Source organism: Pedobacter rhodius (assembly GCF_027213645.1).
In the GTDB taxonomy this organism is placed as follows: domain Bacteria; phylum Bacteroidota; class Bacteroidia; order Sphingobacteriales; family Sphingobacteriaceae; genus Pedobacter; species Pedobacter rhodius.
On sequence record NZ_JAPWGL010000001.1, the window covers coordinates 798,576 to 821,010 of the forward strand.

Below are 22,435 nucleotides of genomic sequence, written 5' to 3' on the forward strand. Positions count from 1 at the left end.
TGTGCGGGTGTAACGACCAAACTAATTTTTCTCCGTACTGACGGTACTCTTTTTCCTGCGCATGCGTTTCAGCTGCCCCATGTGTTCTGTAGGCACGGTATCGCCCAATAATTTGCCCCATGGTTTCAGTCCATCTATTCTATCAAATATGATTTTAAGTACAGCAATAAACGGAATAGACAGGAACATTCCGGGAACACCCCAAAGTGCTGCGCCGAGCAAAACAATTATAATAGAGATAAGTGCATTGATTTGAACCTTTGAAGAAACGATTCTGGGTACGAGGATATTGTTATCAATAAATTGTATTAACGCATAGGCGGCAATAATAAGCAATTGTGTAGTATAGCCATCAGTTGTCAGGGTTGCCATTAATACCGGAAGCGCAATGGCAATGATACCACCGATGTAGGGTAGCAGGTTTAGGATCGCGCCAATAACACCTATCAGTATTGCATTTTGTACACCAAGTATTAGTAATGCAGTGGAATTTAAAACGGCAACAATCGAAGTTTCGATTAACAGGCCGATGATATAGCTTTGTATTGCAGCTTTTGTTTCAGTTAAAATTTCGGCCACTTTACGTGTATTTTCTTCTGAAAATACTTCGTATATAAAATTCAGAATCAATGTTTTATACAACATGATCAGAAAAGTATAAACCGGTATCAGGAAAACAACACTTAAAATGCCAAGAACACCGGTCAGGGTTTGTCCAATCATTGCCTTACTGTTCTTTGCGGCCTCATTAAGCATTTCTACCTGTTTTTTATCGGTAATACCGAATTGATGTTCAAGCCATTGTTGTATGGTATGAAGCAGTTCGGTAAGCTTTTGACGCATCGCATCGACATTGTCGAAAAAGTGTGCAATTTGTGAAGATAAAAAGTACATAACGCCAAATAATACCAGAACAGCAATAAGCATTGAAAGTATAATGCTTACGATTTTAGGTAAGCGACGTTCTAAACGATTGGAGAGCGGGTTAAGTAGTATGGCAATCAGCGCCGCGAAGGCGAGTGGTATAAGAACATCTCTCAAAACACTCATTATAAATACCGTTATCACCAATCCTAAAAGGATTACCGGAACCTTAATGTAAAAGGGAAAGTTTTTAACCATTTTGATTTGACCTGACTGACTATTTTAGAATGCTTATTGGAATGATAATTATGCCTGACCTTTTTTGTAATCGTATTTGGCGTATGTAACCAGGTAATTTTTAAGCAGTCCTCTTGCTACATGTATACGCGTTTTAACCGTGCCAATCGGGATGTTTAAATCTTCAGCAATTTCGTGGTATTTATAGCCTTCGAAGAAGCGTACAAAGGGTTGCGCGTAAACTTCCGGTAAACTATCAATTGCTGTTTTAATGTCTTTCATGATAAAACTGCCCTCAGCATCATTTCGGGTAGCGCTGTTGGATAGGTTCGCCGAACTTAACTCATCATTCTGAATAATAAGTGCATTTGTTTTAACACGTCTTCTGTAATCGTTTATAAATGTATTTTTCATTATGGTAAAGAGCCATCCCTTAAGGTTACTTCCCATTTCAAATTGCTGGTAATAGCGTATGGCTTTTACGAGGGTATCTTGTACAAGGTCATTTGCATCTTCAGCATCTTTCGTGAAATTCATGGCATAAGATTTAAGAAACGGCGCAAGAACAGAAGCCTGCATGGAAAATTCATTTTGTGTCATAACATTGGGTTTTGATGGTGAATCCTTTATAACAAAATTGATACCATAAGCAGTAAATTTTCTGATGTGTTGTAATTAAAGTGAATACCCTGGCTTTGTATACGTCATAAGATTATCTGGAAGGCACTTTAAATAAGTTTTTATTTATCAACGCGGAGTTCCTTTAAATTCATAAAGTATTAATTTTTAGTTGTTATTGGTGTTTTTTGCATTAAAATGCCTGCATTACCATGAAAAACGACCTATGGGCTTTATGAGCGTGCTACTTCAAGTCGTCATTCCCAACGTGGTTGGGCATCTTAAAACAGTGACTTTTGTATTTCCATTGCATTAAGATTTCCGCCTGCGCGGGAAAGACGATTTGAGGAGATGATAAATTAGGGAGCACCGCAACTACGCTCTTCCATAAAGTTCAGTTTGAAAACGCAGCCAGGAGCACACTTTTTTGTTAAGGGCTTCGGGTGTAAGTCTCCAGCTCCAGTTATTGCTGCCTGTTCCGGGAACATTCATTCTGGCATTACCGTCTAACTTCAAAACATCCTGAATAGGCAAGATGGCTAACCGGGCAACAGATGCGTAACATAGACGGATAATGACGCTGTTGATGTTTTTTTTTGTAACTATCACTCCCGTGTATGCCGAAATCCGTTTACGCAATGTGGCGTTTGTTTCCGCTTCAAACCAGCCTTTAATGGTATTGTTATCATGTGTTCCCGAATATACAATGCACTCGGGCGATTCGAAATTATGGGGGCTGTGGCTGGAACTGGCAACATGCTCATCAAAAGCAAATTGAAGAATTTTCATCCCCGGTAATTTAAATTCCTTAATTAATTCTTCAACTTCCTGAGCGCTTTCGCCCAAATCTTCTGCAATAAATGGCAGTTTGCCTAATCCGGCTTTGATGGTTTCAAAAAAAGCAGCACCTGCACCTTTTTGCCAGGTTCCGTTAATTGCATCTTTATTTTCTGCGGGAACCTGCCAGTAGGAAGCAAATGCCCTGAAATGATCCAGCCGGAGCAGATCATACAATTCCATATTTTTTTTCAGCCGGTTTAACCACCAGGAATAGTGGTCTGTTTTCATCAGTTCCCAGTTAAATATTGGCATGCCCCAAAGTTGGCCTTGTGTATTAAAATAATCGGGCGGTACACCGGCAACCTGCGTTTTATTCAGCTTTTCATCCAGAAGAAAATTTTCAGGAGATGACCATACCTCTACCGAATCGTAATCGAGGTAAAAAGGCAAGTCACCGATTATCTGAATCCCTTTATTATTCGCATAATTTTTAATTTCATGCCACTGCCGAAAAAAAATGAACTGTTGCCATTTGATTTCTTCAATTTCCTTATGATGGGTTTTCTCAAAGTTTGTTAGGGTTTCGGTTGTCCGGTATTTAAATTTTTCCGGCCATTTATACCATTCCAAATAATTAAGGTGTTGCTTTAATGCCGTATAGATAGCGAAATTATCAAGCCAGTTGCTTTCTGTTATACAAAATGAATCGAATTCTTTTTGAAGATCATCATTTTTGGTAATCGTAAAATTCAGGTATGCTTTTTTAAGCAATTTCCGTTTTACACGTTCTGCTTTTTTAAAATGAATGTGTTCTGTTATGGGTAACTGCGCAGCTTTCAGCTGTTTCGCCGTGAGTAAGCCATCATCATATAAGCCTTCCGGACTGATTAACAAAATGTTACCGGCCATGGCAGAATTGCTGGAATAGGGCGAATAACCATTTTCCGCTTTAGTCGGGTTAAGTGGTAAAAGTTGCCAGTATTTTTGTCTGGATTGCTGTAGGAAATCAATAAAACGAAATGCACTTGTACCCATATCCCCGATGCCAAAATCAGATGGTAAGGAACTGATGTGCATCAGGATTCCCGCAGAACGTGTGTTTTTTTTAGGAATTAGTTTTAAAATGGCCATCGGCAAGTCTTTAAAAAGCTGGATAACCGGTATCCCTTCCGCGTTTACATCTTTATGGCCACCTTTATCGTCCAGTAAATTTTTCCATTCTAAAGGTGCCTCGACAGGCAAAATCAACCGGGTATCTGCCCAATCTATATTTTCGACCGGTTTATTTTGAATTTCAGAAAGTTTTGCAAGCCCCAGTGGTACAACCGTAATTATCCAGTCTTCCTTCAGCTGTCTGGCAAATGCAAAAACATAATCCGAAAATTTGCCTTTGATTTCCAAAGGAACGTAAGCGCCTGCTTCAAAAAGTTCTTGTTCTGTTTTTCTTATTTTAAATAAAACCTGTGTAAGCCAAAGTTTAATGTTCCCCAAAAATCTATCTGCCCAAAGTTTTTGTATGGATGTGTTTTTAATGGCTTTTAAACTGTTGGTTCTGAATTCATAATCTACAGGTCGCCTGTTGTCGGGGTCGACCAGGCTCAAATCCCAAAGTTCGGTTCCCTGGTATACATCGGGTATGCCGGGACAGGTGAATTTTAAAGTTTGCTGGGCCAGACTGTTTATGACGGCAAAATCTGCAATTTTATTTAAGAAATTATTTATCAGCATCCTGCTTTCCTGTTTTTTATCCAGTAAAACATGCGTGAATTTTTTTAATTTATTTTCATAGGCTTCATCCGGTTCGGCCCAATCCGAACGTTTTTTAGCTTCGCGTAATGCTTTTTGTATAAACTGTTCTAGCCGGTTATCAATATCATCTCTATCTTCTCCCGGAAAAGGCAGCGCACCGATAATGGTTTGAATGATCAGGTAAATATCATTTTTATGCAGCAATCTGAAATCGGGATATGTTTTCTGAATTTTCGCTATAGCATTATTCAGCTTGGCGATGAATTTTATCCATTGTTCAGGAATATCAGAAAGAATATTTAACCTGGCACGTACATCTTCGCCTTTTTTAGTGTCGTGTGTAGAACTTCCATTCATTGTTAAGGGCCAGTGTTTTTGGCGCGCTATCATTTTATTGTGAAATGCTGCAGTACTGAATCCGAAAGCATGTGGGGCATCGCCAACCTCCGCATGGCCAACGAAACGATTGTAGGTAAACATCAAGGTATCTTCCACACCTTTTGCCATCAATGGTCCGGTAAATTGCATGCACCGCTGATAAAACTTGCCCAACTTTTTATTGTAATTTAGGTTTGCTGTTGAAGGGTTTTCTATGAATACCTGATAAAGTACATGACCTGCAGCTGCTGTCTTCTTTTGATTAATGATTGGCAAAAGCAAGTGTTTAACTTTTTCGGTATCTTCATCACTCAAAGGAAAATTATAATTGTAATAGCGGTAAACAGGCATCCGAATTAAAAATTCCGCAAGGGCAGCTTTTAATTCTTCAGGATTAGTTTCTCCTGCATCTGTAAAACCGGAGGCAGAAAATAAATGGTAAAGGTTATCGAGTTCACCATGCATGTGGTTCAGCAAAATGGCTTTTTTCTTCTGATAAATTAAATCTTCGGGATTGAGCTTTTTACCGATGATGTTCTGATAAAGTTTGCTGAATGGTTTTTCTGAATTTTGATTGGTGAACAGGTTATTCGCCATCGACATAAAATCATATCCTGTATTTCCCTGGATATCCCAGTTTAAAGGCATATCTTCTCCTTCTTCAAGTATTTTCTCAATCACGATGTAGATATCATCTCCAACAGCTTTCCGTAACCGGGTTAAATATGCTTCAGGATCATACAGACCGTCGACATGGTCTATTCTCAACCCCTGAAATATACCTTTTTCAATAAGTTCGAAAATATATTTGTGGTATTGATTAAAAACTTCTTTTTGCTGAATGTTGAGGCAGATTAAACTGTTAACCGTAAAAAACCTGCGGTAATTTATTTTGCTGTTTGTTTCCTGCCAATTGCTTAGGCGATAATGTTGTGCAGCTATAATTTTTTTTAAAAAAGCAGGGTCATCATTTCTCTTTTTCAGGTTTTCTTTTGGTAAATTTCGAGCAGTATTTTCATTTACCGGCCAATTGGCATCTCCCGTACTTAAAAAGAATTCCTTATTTATTTCTGTTAAGTGAACGGATTTGTTTTCAATAGCAGATGCTAAATCTTCACCCAAAAATGGCACCATTAACCGGCCATCCGCCTGGTTAAAATCAATATCAAAATAGGCGGCGAATGCCGATGCCTGACCTTTTTTTAATACATCCATGAGCAAGCTGTTTGCCGGATGAAAAGCCATGTGGTTAGGTACAATATCCTGGATCCAGCCGATTCCTGCACTTTTCAATTTTTCAGAAATTGCTGAAAGTTCTTCTTCAGTACCGATTTCAGGATTTATCCGCAGTGGATTTACAACATCATAGCCGTGAGTACTCCCCGGAATGGCTTCGAAAATAGGAGAGGCATATAGCGTATCTATTCCTAAATCAATGAGATAAGGAATAATTTTATCAAAAGACTGAAAGTTAAAATCCTTATGAAACTGAATTCGATAAGTGGAGGCAGGTTTATTCATCTGTTTTCGAGAAGATTAGTATAGATTCGGGTGAAATATTAATTTGTCCGTTTGCTACAATGTGATGCTGATTTTGACCGGTAAATTCGGGTACGGCAGAATCCATCAGCAATAGCCAGTGACCAGTAAAGTCGGCTGCGGGGATATTTTGCTTTTTATTTGAGAAATTTAAAACGATAATCAGATGCTGACTTTTACCGTTACGTTTCAGTAGCACAATTTTTTGATCTGTAAGGGCTTCCGCATGGGTATTTATCCGGTCTAATGTGTTTAGCACAGGGTTTTCCTTTCTTAGCCGAATTAGTTTTTTATAGTAGCTGTGCATGATTTTGTGCTTGCCAGGTACAGTTTTTGTCCAATCTAATTTTGATTGATTAAATGTTGATTCGGCCTGGGGATCGGGTGTTTCTTGTTCATTATGGAAGGCTGCAAATTCGGCTTTTCTGCCTTTCCGAACAGCTTCGATTAATTCCTGATCACTGTGACTGATGAAGAATTGAAAGGGGTTGGTTTCAGCCCATTCTTCACCCATAAAAATTAGGGGTAAAAAAGGCGCACAAAAAACAGCACCCGCCATTAATTTCATCATTTCGAAGCTTACCAGTGTACTTGTGCGCTCGCCAAGCATCCGGTTGCCAACCTGATCGTGATTTTGGGAAAATACAATAAACTGTTCACCAGGATTATTTTTTGCCGGAAGACCAAATTTTCGTTGCCGGTGCGCCGAATATTGCCCGTCGTATACATACGCATCGTTATACGATTTTGCCAGGTGTTCTACACCATTGAAATCGGCATAATAACCAGTTTGTTCCTGTCCGGCCGAAACCCTAAGCGCATGGTGGAATTCATCAATCCACTGCCCGTCCATTCCATAACCACCCTGTAACTGTGAATTAATAAAACGGTTATCGTTTAAATCCAGTTCAGCGATTAGCTTGTACGGTTTACCGGTAAACTCAGAAAGTTTTTGGGTATAGGTTTTTATTTCTGATAAAATATGGATAGGACTGAAATCCTTGATGGCATGTACAGCATCCAGGCGGAGTGCATCAACATGAAAATCGCGGAACCACATCAATGCATTTTCGATGAAGAATGTCCTTACCGCATCGCAGCCCGCATCATCATAGTTAATTGCGCTGCCCCAGGGCGTATGGTACTTATCCGTAAAATAGGGGCCAAATTCGGTAAAGGAATTTCCTTCAGGACCAAAATGGTTGTATACCACATCTAAAATTACGGCTATTCCTTTTTGATGACAGCTGTTTACCAATTGTTGTAAGGCATTTGGCCCGCCATATGTGTTTTGAACGGCGAAAGGATATACACCGTCGTAGCCCCAGTTTCTGTTACCAGGGAACTGGGCCACCGGCATAATTTCTATCGCGGTTATTCCTAAATCAACTAAATAATCGAGTTTGTTGATTATCGATGAAAAATTTCCATCCGCTGTAAAAGTCCCGGTATGCAGTTCATAAATAATAAAATCTTTTAATTCGATGCCCTTCCAGTTCTGGTCGGTCCATTTAAAAGCTTTCAGATCGAAAGCGTTTGAGGGACCTGATACACCGTTATTTTGCAGTAAGGATGCAGGGTCGGCCCAGGTTTGTGATTTCTTCTTTGTGTATTCTTGTTTTTCTGGAATTGGTATCAGTTCAAAAGAATATTCGTCAAGCGGACTTATCTTATCGGTTTGTAAAAACCAGTAACCAAGCTCTTGTTTAGACATTTCTAATGAATGCTTAAGTTTTTTAACATGAATTAGAATGGTTAAAAAATCTGGTGCCCAAAGCCATATTTCAGCCAGACCTTCCTCGTTAAAATTTAAACCAATTTTTCGTCGTTCTATATTTATCTGCATCTGCTATTTTAGAATCAACAAATAAAAAAGTGCAAAAGTTTGGCAAAACATTCTGAAAATGAGTTTCGGTCTGTGAGGCATAAACTCAGGACCTGGTCATCTAAATCTTTTGAAACAATAAAGAAAAAACGATTTAGTAATACTCTAATTGCCTTTTTTCGTTTTGAACTTCAAAGTATTTTAATATATATTTGTTTCAGCTCTAACCAGATTGATGTTTGGATAAAATTAAAAAAGCTGATGGTTAGAATTTACGAAAGAATGCTTATCTAAAGAATACATAACATATAAATAATAATGAAAAGGAGAACCTTTATACATAATACAGGCCTTTTAGGGGCTGGCCTGGTTGCTTCAAAGCTTTCTTTTGCTGCGGATTTAGTTTCGGAATTTCCTGTTGTAAGGGTTGCCGAAGGTAAAAGACATTTTAAAAGTAAAGCCGTTGATGATGCCATAAAAACGTTCCAGGCAAATGTGAAAAACCCTGAATTGAACTGGTTATTTGAAAACTGTTTTCCGAATACACTTGACACAACGGTTTATCATTCAGAAAAAAATGGCAGGCCTGATACTTATGTTATTACAGGCGATATTGATGCCATGTGGTTGCGGGATAGTTCTGCGCAGGTTTGGCCTTATCTACAATTTGTAAATGAAGATGCCCCCCTTAAAAAACTTATTGCAGGTGTTATTATTCATCAAACACAATGCGTTTTAAAAGATCCCTATGCAAATGCTTTTTATGGAGATGAAAATAAAGTGGGGGAATGGAAAACCGATAAAACAGCGATGCAGCCGGGGGTTCACGAACGCAAATGGGAAATTGATTCCTTGTGTTATCCAATTCGTTTAGCCTACCACTACTGGAAAAAAACAGGTGATAAAATGCCCTTTGATGCAGATTGGAAAAAGGGAATTGAAGCGACATTAAAGACTTTTAAAGAACAGCAGCGCAAAACCGATAAAGGCCCTTATCATTTCGAAAGGGAAACAACGCACCCTACGGATAGTTTGCCTATGGGGGGGTATGGTTTTCCGGTAAATCCCGTTGGTTTAATTTGTTCGGCATTCCGCCCCAGCGATGATGCAACAATATTTCCATTTTTAATTCCTTCCAACTTTTTTGCAGTAAGCAGTTTAAAACAAGCGGCAGAAATGGTAAAAGCATTACAGCCTGATGCTGTATTAGAAAATAATTTATTAAACCTTGCTGACGAGGTTAATGCAGCGATTCAAAAACATGCGATTGTAAATCACCCGAAATATGGTAAAATTTATGCTTTTGAGGTCGATGGTTTTGGAAGTTCCTATCTGATGGATGATTCTAACGTACCGAGTTTACTGGCTTTGCCATATTTAGGTTCCGTTAAACTGAACGACCCGATTTACCAGAACACCCGAAAATTTGCACTTTCTTTAGATAATCCTTATTTCTTTAAGGGTACAGCGGCAGAAGGAATAGGTGGTCCGCATGCGGGTCAGGATATGATTTGGCCAATGAGTATAACGATGCGGGCACTAACCTCAACGGATGATAAGGAGATAAAAGCTTGTATCGAAAGCCTGCGGAAAACACATGCCGGCACAGGATTTATGCACGAATCATTTAATAAGAACGACCCGGCTAAATTTACAAGGGCATGGTTTGCGTGGTCTAATACCTTATTTGGCGAATTGCTTTGGCGAACTTATCATGAAAAACCTAATTTGTTAAAAGCATGATGATCAAGCTTGTTTTTTAAATTAAAACCCTAGTTAAGCTAAGAAATATTAATTTAAACTTACCTGTTCTAAGGTGTTTGAGGTGGTAAAAAAACAGGCAACCATTTAAGAAATAGAAGGTTCATTGAAGGTTGCCATTGTGAAGCTTTGTTTTTTAATTTAACACCTTAGACACCTTAGTTAAGCTAAGAAATATTTATTTAAAATACATGTTCTAATATGTCTGAGGTGGTAAAAAACAGGCAACCATTTAAGAAATAGAAGGTTAATTTAAGGTTGCTTTTGTAAAGCCTTGTTTTTTTAATTTAACACCTTAGACACCTTAGTTAAGCTAAGAAATATTAATTTAAACTTACCTGTTCTAATGTGTCTGAGATGGTAAAAAAACAGTTGACTATTTAAAGCATTATTTTAAACAAAATTTTCGATTTAATAGTAAATTTTTGTCAGGGTTTAAATGCAGTTTTCAAAAAATCAATTACATAAGCTTTACGGGCTTTCATTAACTTAATATAGGTTTCATCATCAATTTTAAGCATATTTTGCATCATAGCTTTTCCGGCAAAAGAAAAAACGCAGATTGAAATCATAGTTATGAAAATCTGCTGCGGTTCACCTTTTAGCTCACCACATTCTACTGCTTTTTTAATGTCGTTAATCATTAACATTATAGGGCTTCCCGATTGTAAAATTTCATTCATAATTTCCGGATTATTATTAAATTCATTTAACATGAATATATCCAGTTCAGGTTCGGAAAGTGCCTTATCAAAATAATGATCTGCAAACAATTGCATCTTTTCTACAACTGTTACCTCGGCATTTTCAATAATAACCGAGCGTTCCAGCATTTCTTTGAATACATCTCTCCATACTTCCTGAAATAATTTTTCCTTACTTCGGAAATAGTAGTGTAAGGCAGTTCGTCCAATTCCTGCTTCGTCGGCAATTTCCTGGAGTCTTGCTCCTGCAAGGCCTTTTTTCATAAAAACCTTTTTAGCTGCTGCCTTAATAGCCGCTTCCGTATCGATTTCATTTACATGTTTCATTGCTTTTAACTATTTGGTTCGACATAATTGTCTGACACTAATATAGCGCTTTTTTTTTAGTTTGCAAGTTTTACGTGGTTTTTCTGCCTTTAATAATTAGGGTTTACCTGCAATTGGTTTAAAATGCTTCTGCCAGACTTACATAAAACCCGCTTTGCCTGTCTTCATTGGCTTTTTTCTCGCCAAGGCCATAGTCGATACGAACGCTCAGCCCTTTACCCGGATCGTAAAAATACCTTAAACCTGCACCCAGGTTTGGCTTAAAGTTGTTGAAGGTAAAATCTCTGCGTCCCCATACCGTTCCGGTTCCGGCAAATAAAACGGCGCCGAACCTGCTGCTATACCTGTAACGCAGTTCAGATTGAAAAGCAAATAAATTTTTATCCCGATACCTGCCCGTATAATAACCCCTCATTATTTCATCATTACCCAGTTGTGGTAGCAGGTAAAATGGAACGTGATCGCTTTGAACCGTATGATAAATTCCCTGGCTGCCTAATACTAAATGCTTATTTATAAAAAAGAACTGGCGAAGATTAAGCTTTATCTGGCTGCCGCTGAAATTATCCTGACCAAAAATTTCAGGTCCATACTGGTAACTAATTCTTCCAAAAAAACCTTTTGTAGGGTAATTATTCGAATTCCTGTTATCGTAACTTTGAGAAATGCCTGCAAATACTATTTTACCACCCGAACGGCCTGAAATATTTGGATCACGATAAAAAACACCGGTTCCAATTCTATCTACAACTTTATAATCTTCAAAACCAATCGAAACGCCTGAAAATAAATTCTTAAGAAGCTGTTTCTCCAAATCAAACTGCAGTTTTATCTGGCGTAGTTCCAGCTTATGCTCATCCGATTGTGCAGTTCTTGGGCCAATCCCATAGAAATTAAAGGGCATCTTCCTTAAACGAAGTTCTGCTAATCCATGATAAAGATTGCCTTTGCTCCAGGCATCGCCATATACACTGAAATTATAGGTTTTCTTGGTTGAGTAGGACGAGGTGAAAGAGAAATTTGAGCTCCTGTTTAAAGTATCGCTTTTATCTGCATAAAAAGAATATAATGCACCTGCGCCAAACTGAAAACCTGCTTCTTGAGTATAACCAAATACAGGTACAGGCATAAAACTCGATTTACGGGTTGTATCGCTTGCCTGAGATAACATCTTCTTTATCAACTTCATTTGTGCATTTGATGTGATGGAAAAGCTGAAGAAAAAAATAAAGAGTATAACCCGATTCATGAAGCAAATAAAAGAATTTTTATGCGAATCGCTAACTGCTTTATGCATCATATTATAAAACATTTAAACTATTTATACGCCTTTTCAGAATATCCCTGTTTTACATTTTCTCTGTAGATTTACGTAAAAACTTTATACTTTAGTGAAGCGTTTAACTAATCATTTTCTAAACGATGGACTTTAATCAATACATAGCCCATCAATTTATTCAATATGCACAAAGCGAAATCCTTTTTATCCAGATTGGTATATAACAAGTTTTTCTGGCAATTTTTCCTTGCCGTTTTTATGTTGGGGATGGCCATTTTTTTTATAAGGGCGCAACATCTGGAATTACTTCAGATAAGAACGCAATTAAATACCGCTGTACCGTCATTTATTATAATAGGGATAATTTTAACAATCATTTACATTATTGCGCAGGGGCAAATGTATGTGTATAGTTTTAAAGCTTTAAATGTAAAACTGAGTTTAGTAAATGCGATTAAATTATTTTTGAAAAGAAACTTAATCAGCATATTTCTTCCCGCAGGGGGATTTTCTTCCTTAATCTTTTTTACGACTGAAATAGAGGAAGAAGGCATATCTAAATCAAAAATTCACCTGGCTTCAACTGTATTTGCATTTTGCGGCATTCTATCGGTTGTTATTGTTGCCATTCCTGTTCTGGGCATTGCCATATTATCAACTAAACTCGGGAATGTTGAATTGGTTAGCTTTTTATTTTTAGTTCTGCTTACCGCTTTTTTAATTGTAGTTATCTATTCAATATCAAAAAAAGGTTGGGCATATACTTATTTGTCAAAAATAAGACCTTCCCTATCAGCCGTTCTGGATGACATGGTTGAAGAGAAAATCAGCCGTAAACATTTCTGGCTTACGCTCATAGTTTCTATTGGCATCGAGATAACAGGTATAGCGCATTTATACATTTGTATGCTTGCACTGGGATTTCAGGCAAGTTTACCTGCAGCCATCATTGGTTATATTGTAATCGTTATCTTATTAATAGCATCGCCTTTTTTACGCGGATTGGGTACTATAGAAGTTTCCCTTACCTTTATTTTAGGCCAGTTTGGGTTTCCAATTGTAGCCGCTGCAACCATAACTTTATTATTCCGGTTTTTTGAATTCTGGCTACCGCTGCTGGGTGGAATTATCAGTTTTATCATCAGAAAAGATAATATTATTTTGAGGCTTTTACCCGCTTTTATTATACTCGTTTTAGGCGTTGTTAATATTATATCTTCCATTAGTCCGGCAATACCAACCCGGTTGAGGCTTGTAAAGGATATTTTGCCAGAAGATTTAATAGTAACCAGTAATGCCCTGGTGCTGATATTTGGTTTAATCCTGGTAATGGTAAGTATTTTCCTGCTTCAGGGTTCTAAAAGGGCCTGGTATATCGCCATTTCACTAACCTTGTTTTCTATTATCGGGCACCTTTTAAAGGCAGCCGATTATGAAGAGGCCTTATTGGCATTTGTTGCAGGCTCGTCACTTTTTTACACCAGAGATAACTATAAATTAAAACCGCATCCAAAATTTGTAAAATTTGGTTACCAGGTTGTAATTTATGCGATTTTAGCGGTCTTTGCATATGGTGTTTTAGGTTTTTATTTTATCGAGAAGAGACATTTCGGAGTGGAATTTAAATTTGTAGATTCTGTTAAGGCAGTTCTTAAAGTTATTTTCTTTATTGATGACAAAGCCCTTCACCCGCTCACAAAATTCGGTTCTCATTTTGAGCAATCGATTTACGCCGCTAGTGGCCTGGTGATACTTTTTATATTTTTCAGCCTTCTTAAACCTTATTTTTCAAAGCCCTACAACAATGAGAAAGATTTTTTAGATGCAGAAGATTTGGTTAAAAAAGATGGCAGCTCTGCCTTGGATTATTTTAAAACCTATCCGGATAAATTTATCTATTTCAATGCAGACCGCACTGCTTTTATCAGCTTTAAAATTACCCGGCACTTTGCCCTGGTTTTAGAAGATCCCGTTGCCGCGAATTTACACGATAAAATGGAGATGGTCAGAAAGTTTGAAGAGCGGTGTGAAGAAAATGGTTTTATTGCGGCTTATTATCGCGTTCCCGAAGAATCGCTGGATTTTTACAGAACGATTGGAAAAAAATCAATTCCGATAGGCGAGGAAGCCGTGCTCGACCTCACTAAATTTACCATAGATGGCGGTAAAATGAAAACTACCCGAAGCGCAATTAACAGGCTTACCGGAGAAGGGTATTTATTTAAAGTGTATAAAGGCCAGCAAAAGGAAGGATTACTCCAGAAAATGCAAACCGTATCGGATAACTGGTTAAGGGATTTGAATCAAAAAGAAGTCGCTTTTACACAAGGTATTTTTGATAAAAGCATTTTAAAAAATCAAACCATATTAACCATTGAAGATGATGAAGAAAAAGTATATGCTTTCTTAAATCTTGTGCCGGATTATGTGCCGGGTGAGGCCACTTACGATTTGATCCGGAAAGAAACCGATGCACCTAACGGTGTGCTGGATATGTTATTGGCAAAAACCTTTCTCTATTTAAAAGAAGAAGGATTTACCAGCGTTAATATGGGGCTTGCACCATTATCCGGAATTGAAGGTATAAACGTGACGCAGAAAACAATTAAATATGCTTACGACAATTTGAAGGCGTTTGCCCAATTTAAGGGGTTGCGGAAATACAAAGAGAAATTTTATCCCGATTGGAAAAAGAAATACCTGATTTACAGCCACAATTATCATCTTTTACAGGTTCCTAATGCATTAAAGCGGATTTCCGAAGGAAGTTAATGATTTACAGGCCCGAAATTATGGCATTGATAATTTTTTCGTAATCGTTATCGAATTTATGAGAACCCGGTATCAATATTTTTTCAATGTTCTTTTTCTCCTTCATTGATTTATAAAAGTCGCTTTCTTCATCTTTACCAAAGATGCATCTGACAGGTGAATTAATCTTGTTAAGTTCCGGGATGGTTTTATACTTTCCTTCCTTACTGCCAAAACCAATCAAATCGCTTACTTTAACAACCAGATCTGTAGAAGTTGAAGGAGATAATAATACGGTCGATTTAAGATGCTGCTGCAGGCTATTTAGTCTTGGTACAAAAAATAATGCAGCATCAGCACCGAACGAATAGCCGATTATAGAAAATTCGTCTTTATTCCACAGTTTTAAATAGTGTTGAATAACCATGCTCATGTCTTGAGCAAGTTTTTCCGGACTTTTTGTTTCCCAGAAATACTTTCGGGTATCTAAACTAACAATTGCATAGTTTTTTTGCGCCAGGCCTTCGGTAAGTTTTTGCGAAAAGCTGTTCATTCCACCGTCGCCACTAAAATAAACTATCAGTTGTTTTGCACCAGGCCTGCTTATTGTACTTATCGGCAATCGGGAAATGTCAGCGGGGTTTTGCGCCTGAATAAAATTAACGAAAAACAGCAGGATGATACCTGATAATGATTTTAGCATATTAATTATTGTTTAAGCAATGCCGCTATAATTTTAGTGTATTCTGCCTCATGATAATGGTGGTTCCCGCTTAAACTATCGAGGTGAAAATTCTTTTGTGCAATTTTGCTCAGGGGTTTATCATCTTCGTCCGTTCCATAAAAACAGTAAACAGGCAGGCTGAGTTTTTCAACTTCTTTATCAACTTTATACGGGTAATTATCATCCGATATATTTGTTAAATCTGAAAAATGTACCATAAAGTCTGTTGTAGCAAACGGGGATAACATTTCCAAGGCCTTTACGTGATTTTTTGCCCTGAAAGGCAGGCGGTTATAGATAAATGGCAATACATCTGCACCGAAAGAATAGCCGCAAAAATAAATCTGATTTGTTTTATACTTAAACGCGTATTTCCTGATGAGTAGCAGCATGTCAGTTGCCGTTTGTGCCGGTGTTTTTTGTTTCCAAAAGTAACTTCTGGCATTTATACCAATGGTTTGAAAGCCATTTTCGGCAAACTTTACGGATAATTCGTCTTCGAACTTAATCCAGCCACCATCGCCGGAGAGAAATATCAATAATTTTTTTGAAGAGACGTTTTTAGCAGGATAAATAATTACGGGGAGGTTAAATTCAGTTTTTTCAATTCCGTTGTGTTCATGGATTCTGTTTTTTTTGAATAAAACACAACTGCTCAAAAGAAACAGGCAGATTAAAGAAACTAAACACAGTTTAATCATAAAAATTAAAAGAAGGTAAAACCCAGCATGAAGGAAAGCCCATGAGGATTAATATCTAAATCGTTAGTACTCATTTTATAACCTTTAAAACCAATACCTAAAAACGTATTTAATGTATTGCTGATAGCATATTTTGCCCCAAAGCCGGTATACAGGTATAGGCCTTCTTCAGTTGTTCTTGACGTTGTAAATGGTGTGCGTTCATCTGCAATATCATATTTATTAAATGAAACACCTAACGATGTTTCCGCATAGAATCGTATCTGTTTATCGCTTTTGAAATTGTATTTTACATTTCCATAAACCGGTATAAATTTTAATTTGTAAAGCACAAAACCGTTATCATGATGTTCGGGCGTAGTTGAATATTCTAATCCAACTCCGGCTTCAAAACCGTTGGAGAATGTGTAGTTAGCTTTTAATGATGGCGCATAAAAAGCGTTACCATGTGTAGAGCGCAGCAATTCGAAGGCCGGTGAAAACGAAAATGAGCCGGTATGGTCAGTTTTATTTTGAGCCACTGAAAAAAAAGGCATCAGCAATAAGGATAGTTTAAGGCCGTATTTAAAAATATTCATTTGACAGGGTATGGTATGTAAATTTATAAAAATTCACTAAAATATTTCTTTATGCAGTAATTAAATAGAACCGCCCATAACCAGTTTAGACTGGTCGATAATGGTTTGTGCAAAAGAACTTCCTGAAATGCATCGCATCATTCTGCTATATGCCAGTTTACCCAGGTTGTAGCCGCTGGTTTCTGCGTACGTTATTTCAGGGTAAAAGAGCGATGGAATCATGCCGTCACTAATCCCGATTAAGCCCAAATCATGCGGTGGTTTAAGTCTTTTGCGCTGTATGGCTTTCATCGTCCCCGCTAAAATTTCGTCGCTCATGCAAAAAATTGCAAATTTCTTTTCCAGGTAATCGGGTATTAAAGATAAGGTAAGCTGTTCAGCCTCTTCAGAACTTCTTGCATGCACTGTTTTTAAGTCGATTTCCGGATTACCATTACGCATAACTTCCATAAATTTTTGTAAGCGGGCTTGTGTTATCGACATATTTTTATCGCCAAAAATGCCTAAAACATTCCTAAAACCTTTCTTTAAAATTTCTTCAGCTGCTATAGATGCGGCATGTTCATCGCCAACGCAAATTTTATTGCAGGATTCGTATTGCGGCACCTTGTCGAAAAATATAACCGGGATACCATGAATATCCAGTTTTAAAAAAGGCGCTATATCTGTCGTTTCAGAAGTGATTGCGATGAATATTCCGGAAACCCTTTTATGTCTGCAGCTTTTTAAAATCTGCTGCTCGATTTTTGGATCATTTGATGAACGGTAAATAATTACAGAATAGCCATAATCCCTGGCATCTTCCTCTATGGCAGAAATAAAAGAATGATAGAAAAAATTGGAAAGGCTTGGTACAACGACTGCAAATTCCTTGCTGCTATGTGTACGCAGATTTATTGCATATGGATTAGGATCGTATTCAATTAACTCAGCAAGTTCATTTATCTTTTTTTTTGTTTCTGAAGAAATATCGGGGTGGTCTTTCAATGCCCTTGAAACTGTTGAAATACTAACGTTTAGTTTTTCCGCAATTTTTTTCAGTGTAGGATTCTGTCTCATGATCTATATATCGATAAACAAATATAAGTTTTCCACAGCAAACATTTTCGCAAATGTTACCGCAAACGTTTGCGGTAATAATTTACTGATTTTGATATTTTTAAATTGATTATCACTTATCTTCATATAATAATTCGAAGAACTAATAAGATTAATCTGAAAGTTTTGAAGATTTAACCCTGATAACCAAATATTAAATAACGATACGGATGCTGTTCCAAAATTTTTGGCGGTTAAAGTATTGGATCAAAAAATATGAGATACATTAGTCAACTTATTATTTTATGCCTGTTTTTAACCTTTTATAGTGGTTATGCACAGCATACTGTGGTCTCTAATCAAATATCGGGCATGGCGAATAAACCCGCATGGTGGAAAGAAGCGGTGGTGTATCAGCTTTATCCACGTAGTTTTAAAGACAGTGATGGCGACGGCGTTGGCGATTTAAAAGGAATAATTTCAAAACTTGATTATTTAAAAAGTCTTGGCATTGATGCCGTATGGCTCAATCCGATTTTCTCTTCTCCTAATGATGATAATGGTTATGACATTAGCGACTATCGTAACATCATGAAGGAATTCGGTACCATGCAGGATTTTGATGAACTGCTTGCAGGCTTACATAAAAGGAATATTAAACTTATTTTAGACATGGTGCTTAACCACAGCAGCGATGAGCATGAATGGTTTAAACAATCAAAATCATCCCGAACCAACCCATACCGGAATTACTATCACTGGTGGCCAGAAGAAAAAGGTAAACCAACGCCCCGCTACAGCTTTTTTGATGTTAATAACGATGCGTGGAAATATGATGCAGCAACAAAATCTTATTACCTGCATTATTTCTCTCAAAAACAACCAGATTTAAACTGGGAAAATGAAAAACTCCGGAATGAGGTTTATGATATGATGAAATTCTGGCTTGATAAAGGTATTGACGGTTTAAGAATGGACGCTTTTCAATACGCGGCGAAAGATACGACCTGGAAAAAATATCCTGAGGGCTACGAAAAAAACATTATAAAATATTATGGCATGGGTCCGAATCTTCATAATTATTTAAAGGAGATGAATAAGACTGTTATTCGTAAATATAACGTAATGACAGTTGCGGAAGGTGCGGGAAGTACACTGGAAGATGCGCATGCACTGGTAGATGAAGACCGTAATGAGCTTAACATGGCCTATCATTTTGAAATAATGGATATCGGGAACGATCCCAAAGGTTACAAATTAACCGATTTGAAAAAAACTTTTACAAAATGGGATAATTCTTTTGCAGATAATGGCTGGCTGGCAATCTTTTTGGCGAACCATGATGTGCCAAGAATGGTTAGCAAATTTGGTAATGATAGCCCTGAATTCAGACGCTATTCTTCAAAATTGCTTACGACATTAATCATGACGATGCGCGGAACGCCGTTTTATTTTAACGGTGATGAACTCGGTATGTCAAATATTAAATTTGATGCTATTGAAGACTATCGTGATATCGCTACGATAAATGCTTATAAAAATATTAAAGCTAAAGGAGAAGACATAAAGGCTTTTATGGATAAGCAGAAGTTTATATCCCGTGATAATACACGTACGCCTTTTCAGTGGAATGATACCGCAAACGCGGGCTTCACAACAGGTAAACCCTGGATAAAGGTAAATCCGAATTATAAAATGGTAAATGTAGCTGCAGAAGAAAAGGATCCAGATAGTGAGCTTTCTTATTTTAAAAAGATTGTGGCTTTAAGAAAAGCGTCACCTGTATTAGTTTACGGCGCTTACCAGGTTTTTGATATCGAAAACCCTGATGTATACTGTTATACCAGAAGTAACGGTAAAGATAAAATGCTCGTTATTTTAAATTTTTCCGGCAAAGCGATTAGCTATTCCTTAAATAAGGATATTGATACGGCATCAGCTGAAGTGCTTATTAACAACTATGCCAAAGCGGCGTTAAAGCAGAATCAAATTAAATTATTGCCTTGGCAATCAATTGTTTATAAAATTAATTAACCTCAATATGGTAGCAGCACAAGCAGAAAAGGTTGATAATTTATCATCAGCGGTTAAGCTAAACTTCGGGTCGATAATTGCCATGAATCTGGGTTTTTTCGGCATTCAGTATAGTTTTGGTTTACAGCAAACCAATATGACACCGATTTACTCTTACCTTGGTGCAAACCCTGATCAATTGCCGCTGCTTAATCTTGCCGGACCAATGACGGGTTTAATCATTCAGCCGATTATTGGCGCCATGAGCGATAAAACGACCAGCAGATTTGGTCGGAGAAGACCTTATTTTTTAATCGGTGCCATTATCTGCAGCATTTGTTTGTTTGCCATGCCTTACAGCAGTTCGATTTGGATGGCTGCCAGCATTCTATGGATTTTAGATGCGGGTAACAACATTACGATGGAACCTTACCGTGCTTTTGTAAGCGATAAACTTCCATCTGAGCAACATGCACTTGGTTTTTTAACACAAAGTTTTTTTACCGGTTTAGGCATAACACTGGCAAATCTTACTCCGGGGATTTTAATTGCCGCAGGCTTAATCAGCATTCATTCCAGAAGTGGTAATAACATTCCTTATACAACCTATGCAGCATTTTTTATCGGCGGAATTGTATCAATAGGGTCTATCATGTACAGTTGCCTTACCACAAAGGAAACGCCTTTATCTGATGAGGAAATAAAAAAGATAAAGGCTATGCCCGGCGGTATTGGCAGTATCTTTAAAGATATTGTTGAGGCTTTTAAAGTTATGCCTTTAACCATGAAGAAACTGGGTATTGTGTATCTTTTTAACTGGTATGCGATGTTTATCTATTGGCAGTTTATTACGCTTTGTCTTGCTAAAACAATTTACAACACAACTTATGCCGCTTCAGATGGTTTTGCGTCGGCGCAATTACTAACGGGAACGGTAAATGGTGGTTATAATGTTGTAACGTTTATGGTTGCCTTTCCACTGGCTTTCTTTGCCAGGAAAATTACAGCTCAGAAAGTCCACCTTATCAGTTTATTGTTCGGCGGTATGTGCCTGATTTGTTTGCCAATGATTCATGATGCGTCACTTTTATTCATCCCGATAATTGGTTTGGGCGTTGCCTGGGCCAGTATGATGGGTACACCCTACGCCATGCTCGCCGGTAGTATACCCAAAGCAAAAACAGGCATTTTTATGGGGATACTGAATATGTTTATTGTAATCCCCATGCTTCTGGAAACCATAACCTTTAAACACATATATAAATATTTTTTAGGGCATGATCCTGCAAACGCAATCGCCTTTGCCGGTGCTTTAATCGCCATTGCAGGTATAATGGTTTTACTAATTAAAAAGAAAGACAAAGTACTTGCAAACTGATGGTCGATTTAAAATCATATAACCTGGCTATAGACCTTCTACACGAGGCATCAACTCCGTATGGTTTTGTTGCGGCTGTGCAGGAATACGATAATTATAAACGTGTATGGACAAGAGACGGTGTTATCATCAGTATTGCGGCATTACTTAGCGGTGATAAAAAACTAATTAATACGGCTAAAGCAACATTAGAAACTTTGTTAAGTAACCAGCATGAAAACGGATTTATGCCGTCGAATGTTTCTCCTGCAGATGGATCTGTAAGTTATGGCGGCACCTCGGGAAGAGCGGATAATCCATCCTGGGCCGTAATCGGTTTATCAGCCTATACCATTTTAACAGCTGATAAGTCGCTTTGGGAAAAATACCAGGAACAGGTAACTAAATGCTTTGCTGTACTGGATGCCTGGGAATTTAACGGAAAGCATTTAATTTACGTACCACAAAGCGGCGACTGGGCTGATGAATATATCCAGCACGGTTATGTTCTTTTCGAACAACTGTTACGGGTTTGGGCGTTAAAACTCGCTGCATCATTATCGGGAAATAAAAGCTGGGTGAATAAAGCGTCCCAGATTACGACCGCCATTCAATCCAATTATTGGAAAACGGAGGAACAGTCAAATGTTTATGCGCCAAACCTGGTTCATCAGTTAAAAGATGCTTCAGAAAAGTTCTGGCTTATGGGTTTTAATCCGGCAAGAATTTACAAATACTTCGATTTGCAAGCTAATGCATTTTCTCTTTTACTTGGATTGGGTAATGGCATTCAAAATGATTCGGTAATCGACTATATAAAAGAAGTTTACGATGAAAAAAAATCAATATTGCCCTCGTTTTATCCTACGATTAATGAAGGCGATGCTGATATGAATGAACTTAAAAATAACTATGCATATGCCTTTCGTAACCAACCAAACTATTTCCATAACGGAGGTTTGTGGCCGGTTTGGAATGGCTGGCTGGTTGGTGCATTAAATATGCAGGGCGAAATAACAATCGCAACGGATTTAATCGCTGATATACATGCTGCAAATGCAAAGGGAAGCTTGTTCAACGAATGTTTGCACGGTTCGGATAAAATACCTTGTGGCGTGCCAAATTGTACCTGGAGTGCCGCAGGAGCTGTAATTGCAGAACAGGCTATGATAAATAGTGCTTTTAAAAAACTTTTTAAATTTTAACATAAAA

15 protein-coding genes are annotated in these 22,435 nt (G+C 37.7%); 5 read left to right on the forward strand and 10 right to left on the reverse strand.

Translation table 11 applies throughout. From position 1 onward, the window contains the following. Positions 1-21: 21 nt before the first annotated feature. The 4 genes from O0931_RS03625 to treZ all read right to left on the reverse strand — a co-directional run bounded on the left by O0931_RS03625 (position 22) and on the right by treZ (position 8,011). Positions 22-1,122 (reverse strand): AI-2E family transporter, encoded by a 1,101-nt coding sequence (locus tag O0931_RS03625; protein WP_269414184.1) that lies wholly within the window; start codon positions 1,120-1,122, stop codon positions 22-24. Between the two features lie 48 nt (positions 1,123-1,170). Beyond that, positions 1,171-1,701, reverse strand: coding sequence for a sigma-70 family RNA polymerase sigma factor (locus O0931_RS03630; RefSeq protein WP_269414185.1), 531 nt, complete (start codon positions 1,699-1,701; stop codon positions 1,171-1,173). Between the two features lie 393 nt (positions 1,702-2,094). After that, on the reverse strand, positions 2,095-6,147 hold the full coding sequence (gene treY, locus O0931_RS03635; protein ID WP_269414186.1) for a malto-oligosyltrehalose synthase: 4,053 nt from the start codon (positions 6,145-6,147) through the stop codon (positions 2,095-2,097). After that, positions 6,140-8,011: a malto-oligosyltrehalose trehalohydrolase gene (gene treZ / locus O0931_RS03640; protein WP_269414187.1), complete on the reverse strand. Its 1,872-nt coding sequence runs from the start codon at positions 8,009-8,011 to the stop codon at positions 6,140-6,142. The genes treY and treZ overlap by 8 nt, the downstream gene beginning before the upstream one ends. Before the next feature lie 297 nt (positions 8,012-8,308). On the opposite strand from treZ, the gene O0931_RS03645 reads away from it, so the two are divergent. Further along, the gene (locus O0931_RS03645) at positions 8,309-9,733 is read left to right on the forward strand and encodes a glycoside hydrolase family 125 protein (RefSeq protein ID WP_269414188.1); all 1,425 of its coding nucleotides are present in this window, start codon (positions 8,309-8,311) and stop codon (positions 9,731-9,733) included. 446 nt (positions 9,734-10,179) lie between these two features. Here the strand turns inward: O0931_RS03645 and O0931_RS03650 are convergent, their stop codons facing one another. Continuing rightward, complete coding sequence (locus O0931_RS03650) at positions 10,180-10,782, reverse strand: TetR/AcrR family transcriptional regulator (protein WP_269414189.1); 603 nt, start codon at positions 10,780-10,782, stop codon at positions 10,180-10,182. Between the two features lie 118 nt (positions 10,783-10,900). Next, on the reverse strand, positions 10,901-11,971 hold the full coding sequence (locus O0931_RS03655) for a BamA/TamA family outer membrane protein (RefSeq protein ID WP_269414190.1): 1,071 nt from the start codon (positions 11,969-11,971) through the stop codon (positions 10,901-10,903). A gap of 273 nt (positions 11,972-12,244) precedes the next feature. Here O0931_RS03655 and O0931_RS03660 point away from each other — a divergent pair, with 273 nt between their 5' ends. Next, positions 12,245-14,833: a phosphatidylglycerol lysyltransferase domain-containing protein gene (locus O0931_RS03660; RefSeq protein WP_269414191.1), complete on the forward strand. Its 2,589-nt coding sequence runs from the start codon at positions 12,245-12,247 to the stop codon at positions 14,831-14,833. Between the two features lie 4 nt (positions 14,834-14,837). On the opposite strand, the gene O0931_RS03665 is transcribed toward O0931_RS03660, so the two are convergent. From O0931_RS03665 to O0931_RS03680, 4 genes are read right to left on the reverse strand one after another with little or no spacing between them, the layout of a single operon-like run. Continuing rightward, positions 14,838-15,515 (reverse strand): AcvB/VirJ family lysyl-phosphatidylglycerol hydrolase, encoded by a 678-nt coding sequence (locus O0931_RS03665; protein ID WP_269414192.1) that lies wholly within the window; start codon positions 15,513-15,515, stop codon positions 14,838-14,840. Positions 15,516-15,520: 5 nt separating this feature from the next. Next, complete coding sequence (locus O0931_RS03670) at positions 15,521-16,237, reverse strand: AcvB/VirJ family lysyl-phosphatidylglycerol hydrolase (RefSeq protein WP_269414193.1); 717 nt, start codon at positions 16,235-16,237, stop codon at positions 15,521-15,523. A gap of 5 nt (positions 16,238-16,242) precedes the next feature. Continuing rightward, positions 16,243-16,815, reverse strand: coding sequence for an outer membrane beta-barrel protein (locus tag O0931_RS03675; RefSeq protein ID WP_269414194.1), 573 nt, complete (start codon positions 16,813-16,815; stop codon positions 16,243-16,245). A gap of 60 nt (positions 16,816-16,875) precedes the next feature. Then, a complete protein-coding gene (locus tag O0931_RS03680; RefSeq protein ID WP_269414195.1) occupies positions 16,876-17,874 on the reverse strand; it encodes a LacI family DNA-binding transcriptional regulator in 999 nt (332 codons plus the stop codon). Between the two features lie 255 nt (positions 17,875-18,129). Between O0931_RS03680 and O0931_RS03685 the strand changes: the two genes are divergently transcribed. The 3 genes from O0931_RS03685 to O0931_RS03695 are packed head-to-tail and all read left to right on the forward strand — an operon-like array spanning position 18,130 to position 22,428. Beyond that, complete coding sequence (locus O0931_RS03685; protein WP_269414196.1) at positions 18,130-19,887, forward strand: glycoside hydrolase family 13 protein; 1,758 nt, start codon at positions 18,130-18,132, stop codon at positions 19,885-19,887. Between the two features lie 7 nt (positions 19,888-19,894). After that, positions 19,895-21,244, forward strand: coding sequence for an MFS transporter (locus O0931_RS03690; RefSeq protein WP_269414197.1), 1,350 nt, complete (start codon positions 19,895-19,897; stop codon positions 21,242-21,244). After that, a complete protein-coding gene (locus tag O0931_RS03695) occupies positions 21,244-22,428 on the forward strand; it encodes a glucosidase family protein (RefSeq protein WP_269414198.1) in 1,185 nt (394 codons plus the stop codon). The genes O0931_RS03690 and O0931_RS03695 overlap by 1 nt, the downstream gene beginning before the upstream one ends. The last annotated feature ends 7 nt before the right edge of the window (positions 22,429-22,435 follow it).